Consider the following 16,881-nt stretch of genomic DNA (forward strand, 5'->3'; position numbering starts at 1 on the left):
AATGTATCGGACACGAGCATATATCGGCAAGCGTTATATGGCGGAGTTCTGCTCGTCCCACTCCGCGCGAGCCGACGCGATGGCGTCCTTGTGCTCCCGCGACCAGTCCGACAGGGCGAAGACCGCCGCCGCGAGACTGCGGCCGATCGACGTCAGGTCGTAGTCGACCTGCGGCGGAATCGTCGGATACGGCGTCCGCGAGATCAGCCCGTCGCGGGTGAGGCGGCGGGTCGTGACGGTCAGCATTCGCTGGGAAATGCCCGGAATCGCCCGCTGGAGCTCGCGGAAACGGCGCGTCCCCTTCGACAGCTCGACGATGACCAGCACGGTCCACTTGTCGCCGATGCGGTCGAGGACGTCACGGATGCCGCAGTCGTCTTCGCCACAGGGGCCGGGATGCGCGGCCGCCGCGGCCTCGACGGTTACCCCGGTGTGCGCGACTGACATGCGAGTGCCTCCTTACGCCGTGGGCTTCGAGGACCAATCCTGGACCACGTCACCCCCGAACGGAAAGAAAGGCCCACCCCGATGATCCTGGTCACCGGCGCCTCCGGCGCCCTCGGACGACTCGTCACCGAACACCTCGCCGCCCTCCCCGGCGTCACCGTGACCGCCGGCACCCGCGACCCCGGCGCCTGGAACGGCCCCGACATCCCCGTCCGACGCGTCGACTTCGACGACCCCGCCACCCTCGCGCCCGCCTTCGACGGCGTCGACACCCTCGTCTTCATCTCCGCCGGCTTCGCCGAGGACGACGTCGTCCACGCCCGCCACCGCGCCGTCGTCGACGCGGCCGCGACGGCCGGCGTGCGGCACGTCGTCTACACCAGCCTCACCGGCACCGCCGACCGCCTGAGCATCGCCCTCGCCCACCGCTACACCGAACGCGTCCTCGCCGAAGCCCCCTTCGCCGTGACCGTCCTCCGCAACGCCCTCTACGCCGAACTCGCCGCATTCATGCTCGCCGCGCCCGCCCTGATCACCGGCGCCCTCCCCGGCCCCGTCCGCGACGGCCGCGTTCCCGTCGCCGCCCGCCACGACCTCGCCGAGGTCGCTGCCCGCGTCGCCGCCGAACCCACCGACGTCCACCATGGACGGACCTACGAACTCGACGGTGTCGAGGATCTGGGCCTTGCGGACCTGAGGGAACTGCTCGCCGACGCCGGCCGCCCCGACGTCGCCGACGGCGGATCCCTTGCCGCCCTGCGCGAAGCGGCCGGTGATGCACCCGCGTTCCAGACGGCGCACACGGTCTCGATCTTCGCGACCGTCTCCGCCGGCCTCATCGACCGCGGCGACAGCGACCTCCCCCGTCTCCTGGGCCGCGCCCCGACGCCGGCGCGCGAAGTCGTCGCGAAGGTGCTGGCCTCGCTCGCAGGATAAGCGAGACCGGCGTGTCCACTTGGGACACGCCGGTCGTCGTCGCCCTAGGACACGCCCTAGATGGCGATGTGCAGCTTCTTGGCGACCTGCTCGCGCAGCCACGGCAGGCGGTCCTGGATGCCGCCCGGGCACAGCGTGGCGTTGAAGTCCTGGTGGCCGTAGATCTCGGTCGGCGCGATCTCGTACTGCCAGCAGATGTAGGCGCAGAAACCGATCAGGCTCTTCCACTGCTTGTGGGTCGGCAGTTCGCCGAGGTGGTAGGAGCCGTCGTTCTCGATGCCGATCGACTGCGTGTTCTGGCCGACGGTGTGGGCGCTCTGGACCATCGTCGTGCCGCCGAGCAGCGCGTCGAGGCTCCCCCGGCGGCCCTCGGTGAGGAAACCGCCGCGACTGTTGGTGAAGTGCTGGCCGGAGTCGTTCCAGCCGTTGTTGTCCATGTGCAGGTCCTGGATGTCGCGCGAGTTCTGGAACGCGTAGTCCAGGGAGAAGTCCAGCGTGTTCGGGTAGGCCGTGTGATGGACGACGATCTTGTTGGGACGGTTCTGCAGGATCGTCGGAGGATCCACCGGCTGACGCGCGCCCCACTCCTCACAGGAGTAGATGCGCGGCTTCTTGGGCTCCTTCGGCTTGTTCGGCTTCGCCGACGCGGCGGTCGCGGACAGCGGGATCGCCGCGGCGGCGGCGAGACCGGCCGCGCCGGTGAGAAGCGCGCGCCGGGCAAGGATGTGGCGGTCGGACATGGGAACTCTCCAGAGGGCCTTGATGTGGTGGGCGAGATCATCTTGGCACCGGGCTTCGCGGCGGGGAAGGGGGGCGGAGATTATCTTCGTGACCGCACGGGGGTTGCGGCGGAGCCGCGATCAGTCCCGCGCCAGCACGAGGATCTCGTTGGGCGCGATGGTGCCGTTGGCGCGCAGTTCGTGGACGGCGAGGGTGCTGTCCACCAGCCGCAGGAAATCGCGCAGTGCCGGGTCGGTGTCCTCGCCGGCGAGTCCGAGCCACTCGGCCGCCACGCGCCGCGCGTTCTCAAAGGCCCGAGCCCTGTGCCGCACCGGCCCCTCCCGTGCCAACCGCACGGCGGCCATGAGGTCGCTCCCCAGCAGCCGGCCGATCGCCGCCAGGGGGAGAAGCAGCGCGGCCAGGTCGAAGGGCGTTTCCCGGCCCGAGCCGTCGTCGGTCGGCTCGGCCTCGCTGGGCGCGAAGGGATCCCGTACGCCGGGCGGGCGCCAGAGTGCGAGCCCGCCGTGGTCCACCCAGACGCAGTGCGGGCCGAAGTCGGGCGCGGCGGGATCTTCGAGTTCCTCGGGCCGGGGCAGCCGATACCCGGAGCTCGCCACATGGAGTCTCGCGACGTCCGCCGGGACCCGGGTCCCCACCGCCAGGGGATCGGGGACGAAGAAGAGGCCGCCGACGTGCTCCCGGCGCAATGGACGGGTGAGCCGGACACCGGTGGAGAGCGCCGTGGTGTCGTCGAGCCACGTTCGAAACGGCCGGTGCGAGAAGTAGGTGTCCACGCGGCGATCGGCGTCCTCATGCAGCTTCCGCAGTGTCTCCGTCGCGATCTCGCGCCCCACCTCCACGGCGTCAAGGCGAGTTCCACCGCCTTGGAGGCGCCATTGGCGAGGCAGCGCTCCACGAGTGCCGTCACATCCGACCCCGAGGCCCACAGCAGCGTCGTCTCCCGCCACCACGGATCGTCGACCCGGGCGAACAGGAAGTCGCCGGCCAGGTACTCCTGCAAAGTCAGGTGCGCGAAGGCGAAAGAGCCCTCCCTGGGTTCCACCAGCAGTCCACAGTGGAGCGTGTCGCGTAGGAAGTCGGCCGCCGACTCCGCCGGAGTCATCCGGCACAGCACCGGCGCGAGCAGGGCACGGGCCTCGCCCGCGTCGATGTCCCGGACGGCGTGCTCCATCATGTGCCGGGCCAGAACCCGCGCCACATGCTCCTTCTGCTCCCCGCTCAGTTCCGCCCGCGGCCTCGACAGCCCCTTGGCGTCACGCCGGCGGTGCAGCAGCACCGCGCACATCTCCTCGTACAGCCGCGCCCTGGTCCCGGGCAGAGCTCCCCGGTACCGGTGCACCAAGGCCACCATGGTGAGCAGCAGCGGGTTGGACGCGAACGCCAGCAACGGCCCGTGCTCCCGGACCCGGTCGAGAAGGGTCTCGGCGGCCTCCTTCGCCCGCGCCGCCAGCGCACCACCGACCGGCGGTCGTCCTCGCCGGCCACCTCGTCGAGACCGTCGAGCAGCACCAGACAACCGCCGTCGCGCAGCCGCTCCTCCAGCCACTCCGCCGGTGTCCGCCCGGCCTGCCAGTCCACCGAGACCGCCAGCGTCGCCAACGTCGGCGCGGGATCGGCGACGATCGCGGCGGAGTGCTGCCGGATCTCCAACAGAATGGGAATCCCGGCGCGCTTTCGAAGACACGCCGAAAGAGCCTCATGCCGCAGCAGAGTCGTCTTACCCGACCCGGGACCGCCGATCACCGCGACGACCGCCGAGTCACTGCGCGCGATCGCCTCCGAAAGCGTCTGGCGGCCGAGTGACCCGGTCGGCGAATCGGCGGCGGATTTGGGCGACAGTCCCACTTCCACGTACACGTCCCCGAGCCGCAACGTGAACTCGCCCTGCGTCGCGACCCCCAGAACCTCCAGATGCCGCACATGCTCCTGCAAACGCGCCAGATAGCCCTTCCGATGCCGGCCGAGCACCCTCTCGACCCGATCGGCGACCCTCGGCACCCACCGGTTCACCAGCTCGCCCGCCACCCGCATCACGAACCCGACCGGCCACACCGTCACCACGATCACCGCCACGGCCCACAGCGGATACTCCCGGATCACCGGCGTCAACACCGATCCCGCGAGCGCGAACGGGCTCAGCCCGACCATCCCCAACCCGACCGTCCGCCACGGCCCCGGCGACGGATTCTGCACACCGCCCGCCCCCTGCACGACCATCCGTCAGGTAAACCCCCGAAAACCGATCATGAACGCACCGTCCCCTATGGGCACCCGCTAAAGCCTTTTGGTCATCCCGCAAGGGAAAGCGCATTATGGAATCAGTTGCCAAGATTGGCCTGCGGCCAGTCGGCCCGGCCGGTCGCAGCAGGCTCGAAGGGGGAGCCCAATGTGGACCTGGACATTCTGGAAGCAGGCGCTCGAACGCGCCATCAAAACCGCCGCACAAGTGGGGGCGGCACTACTCGGGGTCGCCGGACTCGGCATCCTCGACGTCGACTGGAAGTCGATCGGCAGCGTCGTCGCGCTCGCCGTGGTCGCCTCGCTCCTGACGAGCATCGCCAGCAGTGAGATCGGCGCACAGAACTCGCCGAGCGCCGTTGCCGTCGGCCCGCCGACCCCGCAGGCCGCACCGCCGCCCGTGGCCGCCGCGAACGCCGCGCCGGCCGCCGCCGCGGAACCGGTCGTCAACCCTGTCGCCGACGACGACGGCGGGCTGATGCCCGCCGCGGCGCCCGCACCCGCGCCCGCCGACTAGAACCTCACCGACCGCCGCGGTCCGGTCCCTTCGGGCCCGGGCCGCGTGCCGTCGGGGCGATGGTGAACAGCCGGGGGATTCGGCCGCATTTGACCACTCAGGGTGCCGAAGGGTTACTTGTGGGTAGAAGGTCCGGGCGCGGATGCAAGGGCTGGTCGGGGGCGAGTAGGCTCGAATTGTTTCCGCAACGGGCACGCGGAGACACATTGGCCACGGCGTCAGTGACCGGCATGGGCATGCTGCGTCTAGTCGTGGCGGCCTCGCCGGAGGTTGCAAGGGCAATGCAGTTACACCTCCGGCGAGGCCCTTCTCTTTCTCCGCCGGGCGGGCGGCCGGCGTTCTTCGCCGGACGGGCCTCCGGCGCCGTCGAAGTATCGGTGATCACACCGGCGGGCGCCAGGAGTTTCCGCCGCGGCCCGTCTGGTGAGGGGAAACACCCTCTCGTGCGCCATGGGGCCTCCCCGCGGTTGCTCCATGCGGGGCCTCCACGTACACTGGGCCGTCGGAGAAACCCCCCTGCTCTACTGGCGTGCGCAGACACGCGGGTAATGCGGTAGGTTTCACCGGTAACACCTAGGGGTGTGGCGCAATTGGTAGCGCAGCGGTCTCCAAAACCGCAGGTTGCAGGTTCGAGTCCTGTCGCCCCTGCTGCCGAAGGCACACCGGCATCGCCGGACGACTGCGAGCTTAAGGACGCGACGTGGCCGACAAAGATCGCCGGGGTGACGACGAGGCTGACAAGACCGAGTCCGTCGAGGACTCGGGCAAGAAGGACGCAGGTTCGGCCAAGGAGAAGAAGGACGCCAAGAAAGAAGCGGCTTCCTCCTCCAAGTCCGACAGCTCGGCGAAGACCGACAGGAAGGCCGAGCCGACCAAGAAGGCCGGCGAGGGTGAAGGCGGTCACGGGCGGGGGCCCTTGCGCTTCGTCCGCGAGGTCATCGAGCAGCTGCGCAAGGTCATCCGGCCGAGCCGCAAGGAGCTCCTTACCTACACGGCCGTGGTGCTGGTCTTCGTCAGCGTGATGATGGCGCTGATCTCCGGGCTGGACATCGGTTTCACCAAGCTGATCTCGCTGACCTTCGGTAACAGCGACGCTGGTCAATAAACCGTGGAAGAGAGAGCACAGAGTGCCTGAGAACAACGAGACCGAAGAGGTCCTGACCGACGTTGTCGCGGTCGAGGCCGAGGAGGTCGACGAGACCCCCGAACCCGCCGCTGAGGAGACTCACGACGCGGTCGAGGAGCTTCGGCAGGCGCTTCGCTTCGCTCCCGGCGACTGGTACGTCGTGCACTCCTACGCGGGCTACGAGAACAAGGTCAAGACCAACCTGGAGAGCCGGATCACCTCCCTCGACATGGAGGAGGAGATCTTCCAGGTCGAGGTCCCGACCCAGCAGGTCGTGGAGATCAAGAACGGCAAGCGCTCCCACGTGCAGGCCAAGGTCTTCCCCGGCTACATCCTCGTCCGCATGGACCTCACTCCCGAGTCGTACTCCTGTGTGCGCAACACGCCCGGTGTCACCGGGTTCGTCGGCGCCACGGACCGCGTCGACCGGCCGACCCCGCTGACCCTCGAAGAGGTGCTCAAGTGGCTCGCGCCGACCGTCGACGAGGGCAAGTCCGAGGGCGGCGGCTCGCGCGCGACCGAGATCAAGGTCCTCGACTTCGAGGTCGGCGACTCCGTCACGGTCACCGACGGCGCCTTCGCGTCGCTGCCCGCCACGATCAACGAGATCAACATCGATCAGCAGAAGCTGAAGGTGCTGGTGTCGATCTTCGGGCGGGAAACCCCGGTCGAGCTGAACTTCAACCAGGTCAGCAAGATCTAGCAGACCGGCCGCGAGCCGGTCTTCACAGTCGTCCCCCGGCTTCGGCCGGGGGTCATCCAAGTAACAACCCGTCGCGGGTCATGGCAGCGAGCGCTGTCGGAGTGGCCCGGTTAGGAAGAAGAGCAATGCCTCCCAAGAAGAAGCTCGTCACGACGTTCAAGCTGGAACTGACCGCCGGTCAGGCCACCCCGGCTCCGCCGGTCGGCCCCGCGCTGGGTCAGCACGGCGTGAACATCATGGAGTTCTGCAAGGCGTACAACGCCGCGACCGAGGCCTCCCGGGGCGAGATCGTCCCCGCTGAGATCAGCGTGTTCGAGGACCGGTCGTTCAGCTTCGTGCTGAAGACTCCGCCCGCGGCGAAGCTGCTGCTGAAGGCCGCCGGCGTCGACAAGGGCTCGGGCGAGCCGCACCGCGTCAAGGTGGGCACCGTCACCAAGGCGCAGGTCCGCGAGATCAGCGAGCGCAAGCTCCCCGACCTCAACGCCGTGGACCTCGACATGGCCGACCGCATCATCGCCGGCACCGCCCGGTCGATGGGCCTGACGGTCGTCGACTAGAACGACTCCCCCACGGGGGAGTGTGAGGGTGGCGAAGCCCTCTCACCAACACCAGATAGCCGTGGCAGGGCCCCCGCTGGCCCGCGACCACACCATCCATCAAGGAGGATGTCCCATGCAGCGTGGCAAGACTTACCGCAAGGCGGCCGAGCAGGTCGACAAGAACAAGCTCTACAGCCCTCTCGAGGCGACCACCCTCGCGAAGGAGACCACCGGGACGAAGTTCGACGCGACCGTCGAGGTCTCCATGCGTCTGGGCGTCGACCCGCGTAAGGCCGACCAGATGGTGCGCGGCACCGTCAGCCTCCCGCACGGGACCGGCAAGGTCGTCCGGGTCATCGTCTTCGCGACGGGCGAGAAGGCCGAGGCGGCCGTGGCCGCCGGTGCCGACGAGGTCGGCAGCGACGAGCTCATCAAGCGGATCCAGGACGGCTGGCTGGAGTTCGACGCCGCCATCGCCACCCCGGACCAGATGGCCAAGGTCGGCCGCATCGCCCGGATCCTCGGTCCGCGCGGTCTGATGCCGAACCCGAAGACGGGCACCGTCACGGTGGACGTCGCCAAGGCCGTCAACGAGATCAAGGGCGGCAAGATCGCGTTCCGCGTCGACAAGCACGCCAACCTGCACCTGATCATCGGCAAGTCCAGCTTCACCGCCGAGCAGCTCGCGGACAACTACGCCGCGGTCGCCGACGAGGTCAACCGCCTGAAGCCGTCCTCGGCCAAGGGCAAGTACGTCAAGAAGGTGACCGTGTCCACGACCATGGGCCCGGGCATCCCGGTCGACCCGGCGAAGATCCGCGAAGCCGTCGAGGCTTAGGCGTTCAGCTCGTCAAAGGCCGCGTCCCGTGAGGGGCGCGGCCTTTTCGCGTGTTGGCACCGGGCCGGACGTGTTACACAATGGTCGGCGACCAACGGCTCTTCCGACCTTCGAGGTATCCCATGCGCGGCAGTCTCGTCCGCGTCGCGACGGTGGCGGCGACGGTGCTCCTGACGTTGCCCGCGGCCGCGCCGGCGCGCGGCGCCGAGGAGGTCCGCGCCGACTGGTACTTCGGCGCGATGAGCGCCGCGCAGGCGCAGCGCCTGGCCAAGGGCGACGGGGTGACGATCGCGGTCATCGACACGGGTGTCGACGCCGACCACCCCGACCTGCGGGGCCGGGTGCTTCCCGGCGCGACGGTCGACCGCACGGGCGTCGTGGACCCGGCCAAGCCCGGTGACGTCGACCTCTCCGGTCATGGCACGGCCATGGCGGGCCTGATCGCGGGCATCGGCTCCGGCGACGGCGCCCCGCTCGGAGTGGCGCCGCTGGCGGAGATCCTGCCCGTGCGGGTCACGCGCGGGGAGGACGGGACGCTCGACCCGGAGAACGTCTACGCGGGCGTGCGCTGGGCCATCGGGCAGGGCGCGAAGGTGGTGAGCCTGTCGCTGTCGGGGAAACCCACCGGCGACGCGCCCTGGAAGAAGCAGCTGATCGAGCACGCCATCGCCCACGACGTGGTGCTGGTCGCGGCGGCGGGAAACCGCAGTGAGCTGGAGGTCCGGGTCGGGGAGCCGGCCTCCATTCCCGGCGTGGTCGCGGTATCGGGGCTGGCGCGCGACGGCTCGGTGTGGTCGGGTTCGGTGACCGGCGGGCCGGTCGTGCTCAGCGCCCCCGCCGAGGATCTGCCGCACCTGACCGCCGAGGGCGGCTGCGAGCGCGGCTCGGGCACGTCGGGGGCGGCGGCGCTGGTCGCCGGTGTCGCCGGGCTCATCCGCTCGCGGTACCCCGACGCGTCGGCCGCCGACGTGGTCAACCGCCTCATCCGGACAGCGCACGACGAGGGCAGTCCCGGGCGCGATCCCGGCTTCGGTTTCGGCGCGGTCAACGCCTACGAGGCGCTGGCCGCGACGCTGGCGCCGAGTGACCACTACCCGCTCGACGTGCCGGAGGAGCTCGTCGCCGAACCGGCGCTCCCGGTGCCCGAGGGTCCGGGCGCGGGGGCGTGGCTGCTCGCGGCGGCGGCCCTGCTGGCCGCCGGATCGGTGGTGTGCGTCGCACTGCACCTGCGCCACAGGGGGCCCGCGAGCAGGTAGAACGGCTCGTGTTAGAGTTGCTCGTTCCAGTAACCCGAAGACCGCCGGTCGTCGGCCTTGAGAGATCAAGAGTCGGCCCAAGGAGTCGCGAGAGATCGCGAACGGCCCGCGCAGGGAGACACGAGTGTACGGCCGCTTGCCGGCCTTCGCCCCGTGCGCCCCTTGCGCCGGGGTTTTTCGTTGTCCTCTCCTCGCCGCCGGTTTTCCCGATCGTCTCCGAGAGGAGGAACATGACGGACAAACCAGTTCGCGAAGACAAGGCGACCGCTGTCGCCGAGATCTCCGAGCAGCTCAAGAGCTCGACCGCCGCCGTCGTCACCGAGTACCGCGGTCTGACGGTCACGCAGATCACCGCGCTCCGCCGCTCGCTGGGCGAGGGGTCGTCGTACCGGGTCGCCAAGAACACCCTGGCCAAGCTTGCCGCCGCAGAGGCGGGCATGACCGGCCTCGACGATCTGTTCTCCGGCCCGACCGCCCTGGCGTTCACGACCGGTGACCCGGTCGAGACGGCCAAGGGGCTCAAGAACTTCGCCAAGGACCACCCCGCCCTGATCATCAAGGGCGGATTCATGGACGGCAAGGCGCTCGACGCGGCCGAGGTCATGAAGATCGCCGACCTCGAGTCCCGCGAGGTGCTGCTGGGCAAGCTCGCCGGCGCGATGAAGGGCAACCTCACCAAGGCTGCCGGGCTCTTCCAGGCCCCGCTGTCGCAGGCCGCCCGCGTCGTCGCGGCGCTCCGCGACAAGCACGAAGCGCGCGAGAACGGCTAGTTCTCACCACCGTTCAAGGCAAGACCAAGACGTAATAAGAACCGAAAGGAAGCCGTAATGGCGAAGCTGAGCACCGAGGACCTCCTCGACGCTTTCAAGGAAATGACCCTGCTGGAGCTCTCCGAGTTCGTCAAGCAGTTCGAGGAGACCTTCGAGGTCACCGCCGCGGCTCCGGTCGTGATGTCCGGTGGCGGCGGCGGCGGCGCGGCCGCCGAGCCCGAGGCTGAGCAGGACGAGTTCGACGTCGTCCTCGAGTCGGCCGGCGAGAAGAAGATCGCGGTCATCAAGGAGGTGCGCGCCCTCACGAGCCTGGGCCTCAAGGAGGCCAAGGAGCTCGTCGAGGCCGCCCCCAAGGCTGTCCTCGAGAAGGTCAACAAGGAGACGGCCGAGAAGGCCAAGGAGCAGCTCGAGGGTGCCGGCGCGACGGCTTCGCTCAAGTAGTTCCGTCTCTTTAGACGCCGAAAGGGCGGCACACCTCCGGGTGTGCCGCCCTTTCGCGTTTAGAGTGGGCGACCCGGATTCGATCGAGGAGGAAACCCCATGGCCATCGCCATCGTGACCGGTGCCGCCCGCGGGATCGGAGCGGCGACCGCCGCGCGGTTCGCGCGTGAGGGACACACCGTCGCCATGCTCGACCTCGACGCCGAGGCGCTGGCCGCGACGGCCGTCGAGGTCGGCGGACTGGCGATTCCCACCGACGTCTCCGACGAGGGCGCGGTGGCCGCGGCCGTCGAGCGCACGGTCGCCGAACTCGGGAAACCGACGATCCTGGTGAACAACGCCGGCTACGCGCGCGACGCCGAGATCGGCGACATGACCACCGAGGAGTGGGACGAGGTGTTCGGCGTGCACATGCGCGGGACCTTCTTCACGACCAGGCTGGTGCAGAAGTACATGGTCGAGGCGGGGTGGGGGCGGGTCGTCAACATCTCCTCGATCTCGGCGCTCGGGCACGCCGGGAGGGTGAACTACTCGGCGGCCAAGGCCGGGATCATCGGCTTCACGAAGGCGCTGGCGGCCGAACTCGGGCCGGCGGGTGTGACGGCCAACGTGGTCGCGCCGGGCTTCATCGTCAGCGCGATGACGGCCAAGACGGCCCGCAGGCTGGGGCGCGACTTCGAGGAGCACCAGCGGATCGCGGCGGAGTCGATCGCCGTTCGCCGGGTCGGGCGGCCGGAGGACATCGCGAACGCGGTGGCCTTCTTCGCCGGCGAGGAGGCCGGCTTCGTCACGGGCCAGGTCATGTACGTGTCGGGCAACGTTTCATAGACTGGGATCCAATTCCCGCGATGTGGTCATGCCCTCTAGGGTTCGGGGCATGACCTATACGCATGGACACCACTCGACGGTCCTTCGCTCGCACCAGTGGCGCACGGCGGAGAACTCCTGCGCCTACCTGCTGCCGCACCTCAAGCCGGGGATTTCGGTACTCGACGTGGGCTGCGGGCCCGGCACCATCACCGCCGACCTCGCGCGCGCCGTCGCGCCGGGCCGGGTCGTGGGCATCGACGCGGCCGGTGTGCTGGAGTCGGCGTCGGCGGCCGTGGAGGGGCTGGCGAACGTAGAGCTCACCGGCGGCGACGTGATGGCCCTTGAGTTTCCCGACGACACCTTCGACGTCGTGCACGCCCACCAGGTGCTCCAGCACGTCGCCGACCCCGTCGGGGCCCTGCGGGAGATGCGGCGGGTCGTGAAGCCGGGCGGGATCGTCGCCGTCCGCGACGCCGACTACGAGGCCTTCACCTGGTTTCCCGCCTCGGAAGTGCTCCAGCGGTGGCTCGACCTGGTCCGCTCGGTGCACCGCGCCAACGGCGGGGAACCCGACGCGGGACGCCGGCTGCTGTCGTGGACGCGCGAGGCCGGCTTCGAGGAGGCCGAGGCCGGCGCGTCGGTCTGGTGCTACGCCGACGCCGAGGGCCGCGACTGGTGGGGCGGCATGTGGGCCGAGCGGATCCTCAGCTCGGCGGTGGCCGAGCAGGCCGTCGCCGAGGCTCGTGTGACGCGCGAGGAGCTGCGGGAGATGTCGCGGGCCTGGCGGGAGTGGAGCGCGGCGGCCGACGGCTGGTTCCTCGTGCCGCACGGAGAGGTCCTGGCGCGGGGGTGAGTGCTCGGCGTGAACGCCGGGCCGGGACAGCGCTCGACTCGGCCATGCGGGGACACGGTCGGCTCGGCCGGCCCCGCGGCCGGGTCAGCCCGGCTTGACCGCCAGGGTCGCGAAGTAGCCCGACATGTATTCGGCGGATGCGTCGCAGTGGTGGGGCGCTTCGGCGAAGCCGGTGACGGCGAACCCGGCGGCGAGCTGGCCGCCGATCTGGTCGGTGAGGGTGTGACCGTATTCGAGAGCGGCGTCCGCGCCGAACTTCGCGGCGCGTTCCTCGGCGGAGTAGTGGGTGATGTCGCTGTAGGGCAGCTTGTGGACGACGACCAGCTCGCCGCGCTCGTCGAGGGCCTCGTGGTCGAACAGGTACGAGTCGGGGTTGAGGAAGCCCGCGAGGAGGGTTCCGCCCGGGCGCAGGACGCGGAAGCACTCGTTCCACACCGGTGCCAGGTCCGGTACGAACAGGTTCGAGACCGGGTGGAACACGACGTCGAAGGCCGCGTCGCCGAAGGCGCCGAGGTCGCGCATGTCGCCCAGGACGGTGCGCAGATCGAGTCCGTCGCGCGATGCCACCAGTCGGTCCTGGCCGAGCTGGCGGGGCGAGTTGTCGAACACGGTGACCCGCGCTCCCGCGGCCGCGAGGATCGGGCCCTGCTGCCCGCCACCGGAGGCCAGGCACAGCACGTCCTTGCCGGTCAGGTCCGCCGGCAGCCAGGAGCGGTCGACCGGTTCGTGCCCGATGAGAACGATCGACCAGTCGCCCGTGCGGGCGCGTTCGATCTGCTCGGCGCTCACCGGTCTCGACCACTCGTTGCCGTCCAGGACGTACTTGTCCCAGGCCGCTCGATTATGTGCGGCGGGATCGACGATGTCCGGCATGTTCGGCTCCCTGCTGCGGCGGATCGGTCGGCACCGGAACCGATGGTTCGGTGCCGCCACCGCAGCCAACACGAATCCGCGGGCGGGCTCAACGAATTTAGCGGGAGTCGGGATGTCCACCGGCTCGCCGGTGGCGGCGCGGCGAGCGGGTAAGCGCCGGGCGACGGGTGAGTCGGTGTGGCCGGTGCCCGGCGGACGGCGACGGCGGTGACACCCTGACGGGGGCGTCACCGCCTCGGCGCGGTCAGACGCCGCCGCAGCTTCCGATGGTCACCCACGGTTCGCACGTGAGGTACTCGCCGTCGTAGTCGCGGCAGACGCGACGCTGCTTGCGGACCCCGTCGCAGCGGTACTGGTAGACCCAGATCGGGTTCGCCTTGGCGATTCCTGACGGGACCAGACGGGCGACGATCCGGTCGCCGAGCCTTCCGAGGGCGCGCATCCTGTTTCCTTTCGTCGGGGGCGGTGCACACCTTGAATGGGTTCGGGAGCCCAACGCGGCGTGGAATGTGACGGAGAACACATGGAGGTCCTCAACGGGTTCGCGCCCCCGAGGCGACGGCCAGATCAGTCCGTCACCTCGCGGACGTCCTTTCCGTGCTCGGCGAAGGCCTTGAAGTCCTCCATGTGCTGGCGCGACTGCTTGCGGAAGGCGCCGGGCATCAGCAGTCCCACCAGCCGCATCATCACACCGCTGAACCGGTACTCGTTCTCGCTCTCCCAGAGCGTCGTCTCCGGGCCGGCTTCGGTCAGCCGGTCGCGCGTGACGCTCCACATGCCCTCGCCGGCGATCTCGCGGTCGAAGTGAACGACCTGCTCTTTCGGGATCCCGTGCAGGTCGGCCGGTTCCCGGCGCGTGATGGTCTCGATGCCCTCGAACTCCTGCTGCCCCGTCCGCATCACGACCCGGGACTTGGTGCCGACCTGCCCGTGCACTCCACTCACCGGCTCGTGCAGGACCATGCCCCGCAGCCACTTCGGGATGTGCGCGGGGTCGGCGAGCAGCTGTGCCACCTTCTCTCGCGGCAGGGCGATCTCGATCGAGACGGTGTACTTCATGGCGGAGTGCTCCGGGTTCCCGAGTGGAAGGGCGTGCGCGTGCAGCCTCGCCTCCCATTATTCGGTCTTGACAGGTCAACGCCGCTTTCGGTCCGCGTGATCACGGCGGGCCGGCAGAGGCGCGGGCCGGTGCGGAGACAGGCCGGACACCGCTCCCCGATCACACACCGTCACCCTCTCCCGTCGGGAAACCACCTGAAACCATCACCTATCCCGCCATTACCAACGGGTCTCGTAGTTGTTACTGACCCGTTATGTAATCACCCGTTCCGTCGCCGTATTCACCGTCGTTAATCTCACACAGCCGGACGTGCCCCCTCGAACCCCTCGTCACGCCCGGCGGGGAGGACGCTGTGGGCGTTGCCGTCGAGATCGAAGGCCTCACCAAATCCTTCGGGAAGCAGACCGTCTGGTCCGACGTGACCTTCGACCTGCCGCCCGGGGAGATCTCGGTGCTGCTCGGGCCCTCGGGCACCGGCAAGTCGGTCTTCCTCAAGACGCTGGTCGGCCTCTTCAAACCCGACCGGGGCTCGATCCGCATCGACGGGGACGAGATCACGACCCTCCGGGAGCGCGATCTCTACGCGGTCCGCCGTCGCCTCGGGGTGCTCTTCCAGGACGGCGCGCTGTTCGGGTCGATGAACCTCTACGACAACATCGCCTTCCCGCTGCGGGAGCACACCCGCAAGACCGAGGCGGAGATCCGCCGGATCGTCGACGACCGCCTCGACCTGGTCGGCATGAAGGGCGACGGCGACAAGTTCCCCGCCGAGATCTCCGGCGGCATGCGCAAGCGGGCCGGCCTGGCCCGCGCGCTGGTCCTCGACCCCGAGCTGATCCTGTGCGACGAGCCCGACTCCGGCCTGGACCCGGTCCGCACCGCCTTCCTCGGTGAGCTCATCTCCGAGTTGAACGCGACGACCGGCGCGACCTTCCTGATCGTCACGCACGACATCAACACCGCGCGCACGATCCCCGACCACATCGGGATGCTCTACCTGCGCAAGCTGATCGCCTTCGCGCCGCGCGAGGAGATCCTGGCCTCGAACGACCCGGTCCTGCGGCAGTTCCTCAACGCTCGCCGTGAGGGCCCGATCGGCATGGCCGAGGAGAAGGACGCCGCCGGCGACGCCGACGGGCTCGGCGTCGACGACTACCGAGGCGAGCACCGGGAGGGGCCGTGAGGGTCTTTCGGGCGACCGGTGAGTTCGTCGCGTTCTGCCTCGACACGCTTCGCGGGCTGTTCCGGCGGCCGTTCCAGTTCGCCGAGACGATCCAGCAGGCGTGGTTCCTGGTCAGCGTGTCGATCCTGCCGACGGCGCTGGTCGCGATCCCCTTCGGTGCCGTCGTGGCGCTCCAGCTGGGTTCGCTGACCAAGCAGCTGGGCGCGCAGTCCTTCGCGGGCGCGGCGAGCGTGATCGCGGTGGTCCGCGAGGCGGGGCCGATCGTGACGGCGCTGCTGATCGCGGGCGCCGGCGGGGCGGCGATGTGCGCCGACCTGGGCGCGCGCAAGATCCGCGAGGAGCTCGACGCGATGCGCGTGCTGGGCATCGACCCGATCCAGCGCCTCGTCGTGCCGCGGGTGCTGGCCGGCGCGGTCGTGGCGGTCCTGCTCAACGGGGTGGTCTCGGCGGTCGGCATCGCCGGCGGTTACGTGTTCACGGTGATGCTCCAGGACGGCACGCCCGGCGCGTACCTGGCGAGTTTCGCCGCGCTGGGTCAGGTCGCCGACCTGGTGTCGGCGGAGCTGCGGGCGCTGGTCTTCGGGGTCCTGGCGGCGCTGATCGGCTGCTACCTGGGCATGTCGGCCAAGGGCGGCCCGAAAGGCGTCGGGCAGGCGGTCAACACCTCGGTCGTGGTCAGTTTCATGCTGCTGTTCGCGGTGAACTTCGTGATGGTCGCGATCTACTTCCAGATCGTTCCGCAGAAGGGATCGTGATGACCGTCCTCGACCTGCTGGGCAGGCAGCTGCTGTTCTACATCCGCGCCGGCGCGGCGACCCCCAGGACGCTGCGGCGCTACAAGCGCGAGGTCTTTCGCATCCTCGCCGAGATCAGCTTCGGCTCGGGCGGGCTGGCGCTGGTGGGCGGGACGGTCGGCGTGGTGGTCTTCCTGACCTTCTTCACCGGCACCGAGGTGGGTCTGCAGGGCTACCAGGCCCTCGACCAGATCGGGTCGAGCGCGTTCACCGGTTTCATCTCGGCGTACTTCAACACCCGTGAGATCGCGCCGCTGGTCGCCGGGATCGCGTTGTCGGCGACGGTGGGCTGCGGCTTCACCGCGCAGCTGGGGGCGATGCGCATCAACGAGGAGATCGACGCGCTGGAGGTCATGGGCCTGCCGTCGATGCCGTACCTGGTGACCACGCGCATGATCGCCGGCCTGCTGGCGACGGTCCCGCTGTACGTGATCGCGCTGCTGTCGTCGTACTTCGCGACCCGCTTCATCGCCACCTGGTACTTCGACCAGCCCACGGGCACCTACGACAACTACTTCAACCTCTTCCTGGTTCCCGGCGATCTGCTGTGGTCCTTCGGGAAGGTGCTGTTCTTCGCCGTTGTGGTCATCCTCGTGCACTGCTTTTATGGGTATCACGCCGAAGGCGGCCCGGCCGGCGTCGGCGTGGCGACCGGTCGCGCGGTGCGTACCTCGCTGGTGTCGATCAACGTCGTCAACCTGTTCCTCGGCCTCGCCGTGTGGGGCGCGACCACCACCGTGCGGATTGTGGGGTAGC

21 protein-coding genes and 1 tRNA gene are annotated in these 16,881 nt (G+C 69.5%); 15 read left to right on the forward strand and 7 right to left on the reverse strand.

Annotated features, from left to right (window positions below):
* Positions 1-33 precede the first annotated feature (33 nt).
* Positions 34-447 (reverse strand): helix-turn-helix domain-containing protein, encoded by a 414-nt coding sequence (locus tag AB0I28_RS14680; RefSeq protein ID WP_357493355.1) that lies wholly within the window; start codon positions 445-447, stop codon positions 34-36.
* A gap of 81 nt (positions 448-528) precedes the next feature.
* On the opposite strand from AB0I28_RS14680, the gene AB0I28_RS14685 reads away from it, so the two are divergent.
* Entirely contained in the window at positions 529-1,383 is an 855-nt protein-coding gene (locus AB0I28_RS14685; RefSeq protein ID WP_357493356.1) for an NAD(P)H-binding protein, read from the forward strand.
* Between the two features lie 56 nt (positions 1,384-1,439).
* On the opposite strand, the gene AB0I28_RS14690 is transcribed toward AB0I28_RS14685, so the two are convergent.
* From AB0I28_RS14690 to AB0I28_RS14700, 3 genes are all read right to left on the reverse strand, one after another.
* Positions 1,440-2,123, reverse strand: coding sequence for a peptidoglycan recognition family protein (locus AB0I28_RS14690; RefSeq protein WP_357493357.1), 684 nt, complete (start codon positions 2,121-2,123; stop codon positions 1,440-1,442).
* Positions 2,124-2,243: 120 nt separating this feature from the next.
* On the reverse strand, positions 2,244-2,963 hold the full coding sequence (locus AB0I28_RS14695) for a hypothetical protein (RefSeq protein ID WP_357493359.1): 720 nt from the start codon (positions 2,961-2,963) through the stop codon (positions 2,244-2,246).
* A gap of 379 nt (positions 2,964-3,342) precedes the next feature.
* Positions 3,343-4,341, reverse strand: coding sequence for a hypothetical protein (locus AB0I28_RS14700; protein ID WP_357493360.1), 999 nt, complete (start codon positions 4,339-4,341; stop codon positions 3,343-3,345).
* Positions 4,342-4,510: 169 nt separating this feature from the next.
* On the opposite strand from AB0I28_RS14700, the gene AB0I28_RS14705 reads away from it, so the two are divergent.
* The 11 genes from AB0I28_RS14705 to AB0I28_RS14755 all read left to right on the forward strand — a co-directional run bounded on the left by AB0I28_RS14705 (position 4,511) and on the right by AB0I28_RS14755 (position 12,215).
* A complete protein-coding gene (locus tag AB0I28_RS14705) occupies positions 4,511-4,879 on the forward strand; it encodes a holin (protein ID WP_357493362.1) in 369 nt (122 codons plus the stop codon).
* Between the two features lie 575 nt (positions 4,880-5,454).
* A tRNA-Trp gene (locus tag AB0I28_RS14710) sits at positions 5,455-5,527 on the forward strand.
* A 52-nt stretch (positions 5,528-5,579) separates the two neighbouring features.
* Positions 5,580-5,984, forward strand: a complete 405-nt coding sequence (gene secE, locus AB0I28_RS14715; RefSeq protein ID WP_357493363.1) for a preprotein translocase subunit SecE — start codon at positions 5,580-5,582, stop codon at positions 5,982-5,984.
* Positions 5,985-6,036: 52 nt separating this feature from the next.
* Positions 6,037-6,708: a transcription termination/antitermination protein NusG gene (gene nusG / locus AB0I28_RS14720; RefSeq protein ID WP_357494268.1), complete on the forward strand. Its 672-nt coding sequence runs from the start codon at positions 6,037-6,039 to the stop codon at positions 6,706-6,708.
* Positions 6,709-6,833: 125 nt separating this feature from the next.
* The gene (gene rplK, locus AB0I28_RS14725; protein WP_357493365.1) at positions 6,834-7,265 is read left to right on the forward strand and encodes a 50S ribosomal protein L11; all 432 of its coding nucleotides are present in this window, start codon (positions 6,834-6,836) and stop codon (positions 7,263-7,265) included.
* A gap of 115 nt (positions 7,266-7,380) precedes the next feature.
* Positions 7,381-8,085 carry a 50S ribosomal protein L1 gene (rplA, locus tag AB0I28_RS14730; protein ID WP_357493366.1) on the forward strand — a complete coding sequence of 235 codons (705 nt, stop codon included), beginning with the start codon at positions 7,381-7,383 and terminating at the stop codon, positions 8,083-8,085.
* A gap of 122 nt (positions 8,086-8,207) precedes the next feature.
* The gene (locus tag AB0I28_RS14735; RefSeq protein ID WP_357493368.1) at positions 8,208-9,341 is read left to right on the forward strand and encodes a S8 family serine peptidase; all 1,134 of its coding nucleotides are present in this window, start codon (positions 8,208-8,210) and stop codon (positions 9,339-9,341) included.
* A gap of 230 nt (positions 9,342-9,571) precedes the next feature.
* Entirely contained in the window at positions 9,572-10,111 is a 540-nt protein-coding gene (gene rplJ, locus AB0I28_RS14740; RefSeq protein WP_357493369.1) for a 50S ribosomal protein L10, read from the forward strand.
* A gap of 57 nt (positions 10,112-10,168) precedes the next feature.
* The gene (gene rplL, locus AB0I28_RS14745; protein ID WP_357493370.1) at positions 10,169-10,552 is read left to right on the forward strand and encodes a 50S ribosomal protein L7/L12; all 384 of its coding nucleotides are present in this window, start codon (positions 10,169-10,171) and stop codon (positions 10,550-10,552) included.
* A gap of 99 nt (positions 10,553-10,651) precedes the next feature.
* Positions 10,652-11,380: an SDR family NAD(P)-dependent oxidoreductase gene (locus AB0I28_RS14750; RefSeq protein WP_357493372.1), complete on the forward strand. Its 729-nt coding sequence runs from the start codon at positions 10,652-10,654 to the stop codon at positions 11,378-11,380.
* A gap of 49 nt (positions 11,381-11,429) precedes the next feature.
* Positions 11,430-12,215 carry a methyltransferase domain-containing protein gene (locus AB0I28_RS14755; RefSeq protein WP_357493374.1) on the forward strand — a complete coding sequence of 262 codons (786 nt, stop codon included), beginning with the start codon at positions 11,430-11,432 and terminating at the stop codon, positions 12,213-12,215.
* A gap of 84 nt (positions 12,216-12,299) precedes the next feature.
* Here AB0I28_RS14755 and AB0I28_RS14760 read toward each other — a convergent pair whose 3' ends face one another.
* From AB0I28_RS14760 to AB0I28_RS14770, 3 genes are all read right to left on the reverse strand, one after another.
* Entirely contained in the window at positions 12,300-13,088 is a 789-nt protein-coding gene (locus tag AB0I28_RS14760) for a class I SAM-dependent methyltransferase (protein ID WP_357493375.1), read from the reverse strand.
* 244 nt (positions 13,089-13,332) lie between these two features.
* Positions 13,333-13,530 (reverse strand): hypothetical protein, encoded by a 198-nt coding sequence (locus AB0I28_RS14765; RefSeq protein WP_357493377.1) that lies wholly within the window; start codon positions 13,528-13,530, stop codon positions 13,333-13,335.
* 125 nt (positions 13,531-13,655) lie between these two features.
* Complete coding sequence (locus AB0I28_RS14770; protein ID WP_357493378.1) at positions 13,656-14,147, reverse strand: SRPBCC family protein; 492 nt, start codon at positions 14,145-14,147, stop codon at positions 13,656-13,658.
* Positions 14,148-14,500: 353 nt separating this feature from the next.
* Between AB0I28_RS14770 and AB0I28_RS14775 the strand changes: the two genes are divergently transcribed.
* From AB0I28_RS14775 to AB0I28_RS14785, 3 genes are read left to right on the forward strand one after another with little or no spacing between them, the layout of a single operon-like run.
* Positions 14,501-15,331 carry an ATP-binding cassette domain-containing protein gene (locus tag AB0I28_RS14775; protein WP_357493380.1) on the forward strand — a complete coding sequence of 277 codons (831 nt, stop codon included), beginning with the start codon at positions 14,501-14,503 and terminating at the stop codon, positions 15,329-15,331.
* Positions 15,328-16,086, forward strand: a complete 759-nt coding sequence (locus AB0I28_RS14780) for an ABC transporter permease (RefSeq protein ID WP_357493382.1) — start codon at positions 15,328-15,330, stop codon at positions 16,084-16,086. The genes AB0I28_RS14775 and AB0I28_RS14780 overlap by 4 nt, the downstream gene beginning before the upstream one ends.
* Positions 16,086-16,880 carry an ABC transporter permease gene (locus tag AB0I28_RS14785; RefSeq protein WP_357493384.1) on the forward strand — a complete coding sequence of 265 codons (795 nt, stop codon included), beginning with the start codon at positions 16,086-16,088 and terminating at the stop codon, positions 16,878-16,880. Before AB0I28_RS14780 ends, AB0I28_RS14785 begins: the two co-directional genes overlap by 1 nt.
* The last annotated feature ends 1 nt before the right edge of the window (position 16,881 follow it).

Source organism: Phytomonospora sp. NPDC050363, assembly GCF_040655735.1.
Taxonomy (GTDB): Bacteria; Actinomycetota; Actinomycetes; order Mycobacteriales; family Micromonosporaceae; genus Phytomonospora.

What these genes read in the sequence shown, in the direction of transcription:
- AB0I28_RS14680 (WP_357493355.1), bottom strand. Translation starts at nt 447, where the DNA reads ATGTCAGTCGCGCACACCGGGGTAACCGTCGAGGCCGCGGCGGCCGCG.
- AB0I28_RS14685 (WP_357493356.1), top strand. Translation starts at nt 529, where the DNA reads ATGATCCTGGTCACCGGCGCCTCCGGCGCCCTCGGACGACTCGTCACC.
- AB0I28_RS14690 (WP_357493357.1), bottom strand. Translation starts at nt 2,123, where the DNA reads ATGTCCGACCGCCACATCCTTGCCCGGCGCGCGCTTCTCACCGGCGCG.
- AB0I28_RS14700 (WP_357493360.1), bottom strand. Translation starts at nt 4,341, where the DNA reads ATGGTCGTGCAGGGGGCGGGCGGTGTGCAGAATCCGTCGCCGGGGCCG.
- AB0I28_RS14705 (WP_357493362.1), top strand. Translation starts at nt 4,511, where the DNA reads ATGTGGACCTGGACATTCTGGAAGCAGGCGCTCGAACGCGCCATCAAA.
- rplK (WP_357493365.1), top strand. Translation starts at nt 6,834, where the DNA reads ATGCCTCCCAAGAAGAAGCTCGTCACGACGTTCAAGCTGGAACTGACC.
- rplA (WP_357493366.1), top strand. Translation starts at nt 7,381, where the DNA reads ATGCAGCGTGGCAAGACTTACCGCAAGGCGGCCGAGCAGGTCGACAAG.
- AB0I28_RS14735 (WP_357493368.1), top strand. Translation starts at nt 8,208, where the DNA reads ATGCGCGGCAGTCTCGTCCGCGTCGCGACGGTGGCGGCGACGGTGCTC.
- rplJ (WP_357493369.1), top strand. Translation starts at nt 9,572, where the DNA reads ATGACGGACAAACCAGTTCGCGAAGACAAGGCGACCGCTGTCGCCGAG.
- rplL (WP_357493370.1), top strand. Translation starts at nt 10,169, where the DNA reads ATGGCGAAGCTGAGCACCGAGGACCTCCTCGACGCTTTCAAGGAAATG.
- AB0I28_RS14750 (WP_357493372.1), top strand. Translation starts at nt 10,652, where the DNA reads ATGGCCATCGCCATCGTGACCGGTGCCGCCCGCGGGATCGGAGCGGCG.
- AB0I28_RS14755 (WP_357493374.1), top strand. Translation starts at nt 11,430, where the DNA reads ATGACCTATACGCATGGACACCACTCGACGGTCCTTCGCTCGCACCAG.
- AB0I28_RS14760 (WP_357493375.1), bottom strand. Translation starts at nt 13,088, where the DNA reads ATGCCGGACATCGTCGATCCCGCCGCACATAATCGAGCGGCCTGGGAC.
- AB0I28_RS14765 (WP_357493377.1), bottom strand. Translation starts at nt 13,530, where the DNA reads ATGCGCGCCCTCGGAAGGCTCGGCGACCGGATCGTCGCCCGTCTGGTC.
- AB0I28_RS14770 (WP_357493378.1), bottom strand. Translation starts at nt 14,147, where the DNA reads ATGAAGTACACCGTCTCGATCGAGATCGCCCTGCCGCGAGAGAAGGTG.
- AB0I28_RS14785 (WP_357493384.1), top strand. Translation starts at nt 16,086, where the DNA reads ATGACCGTCCTCGACCTGCTGGGCAGGCAGCTGCTGTTCTACATCCGC.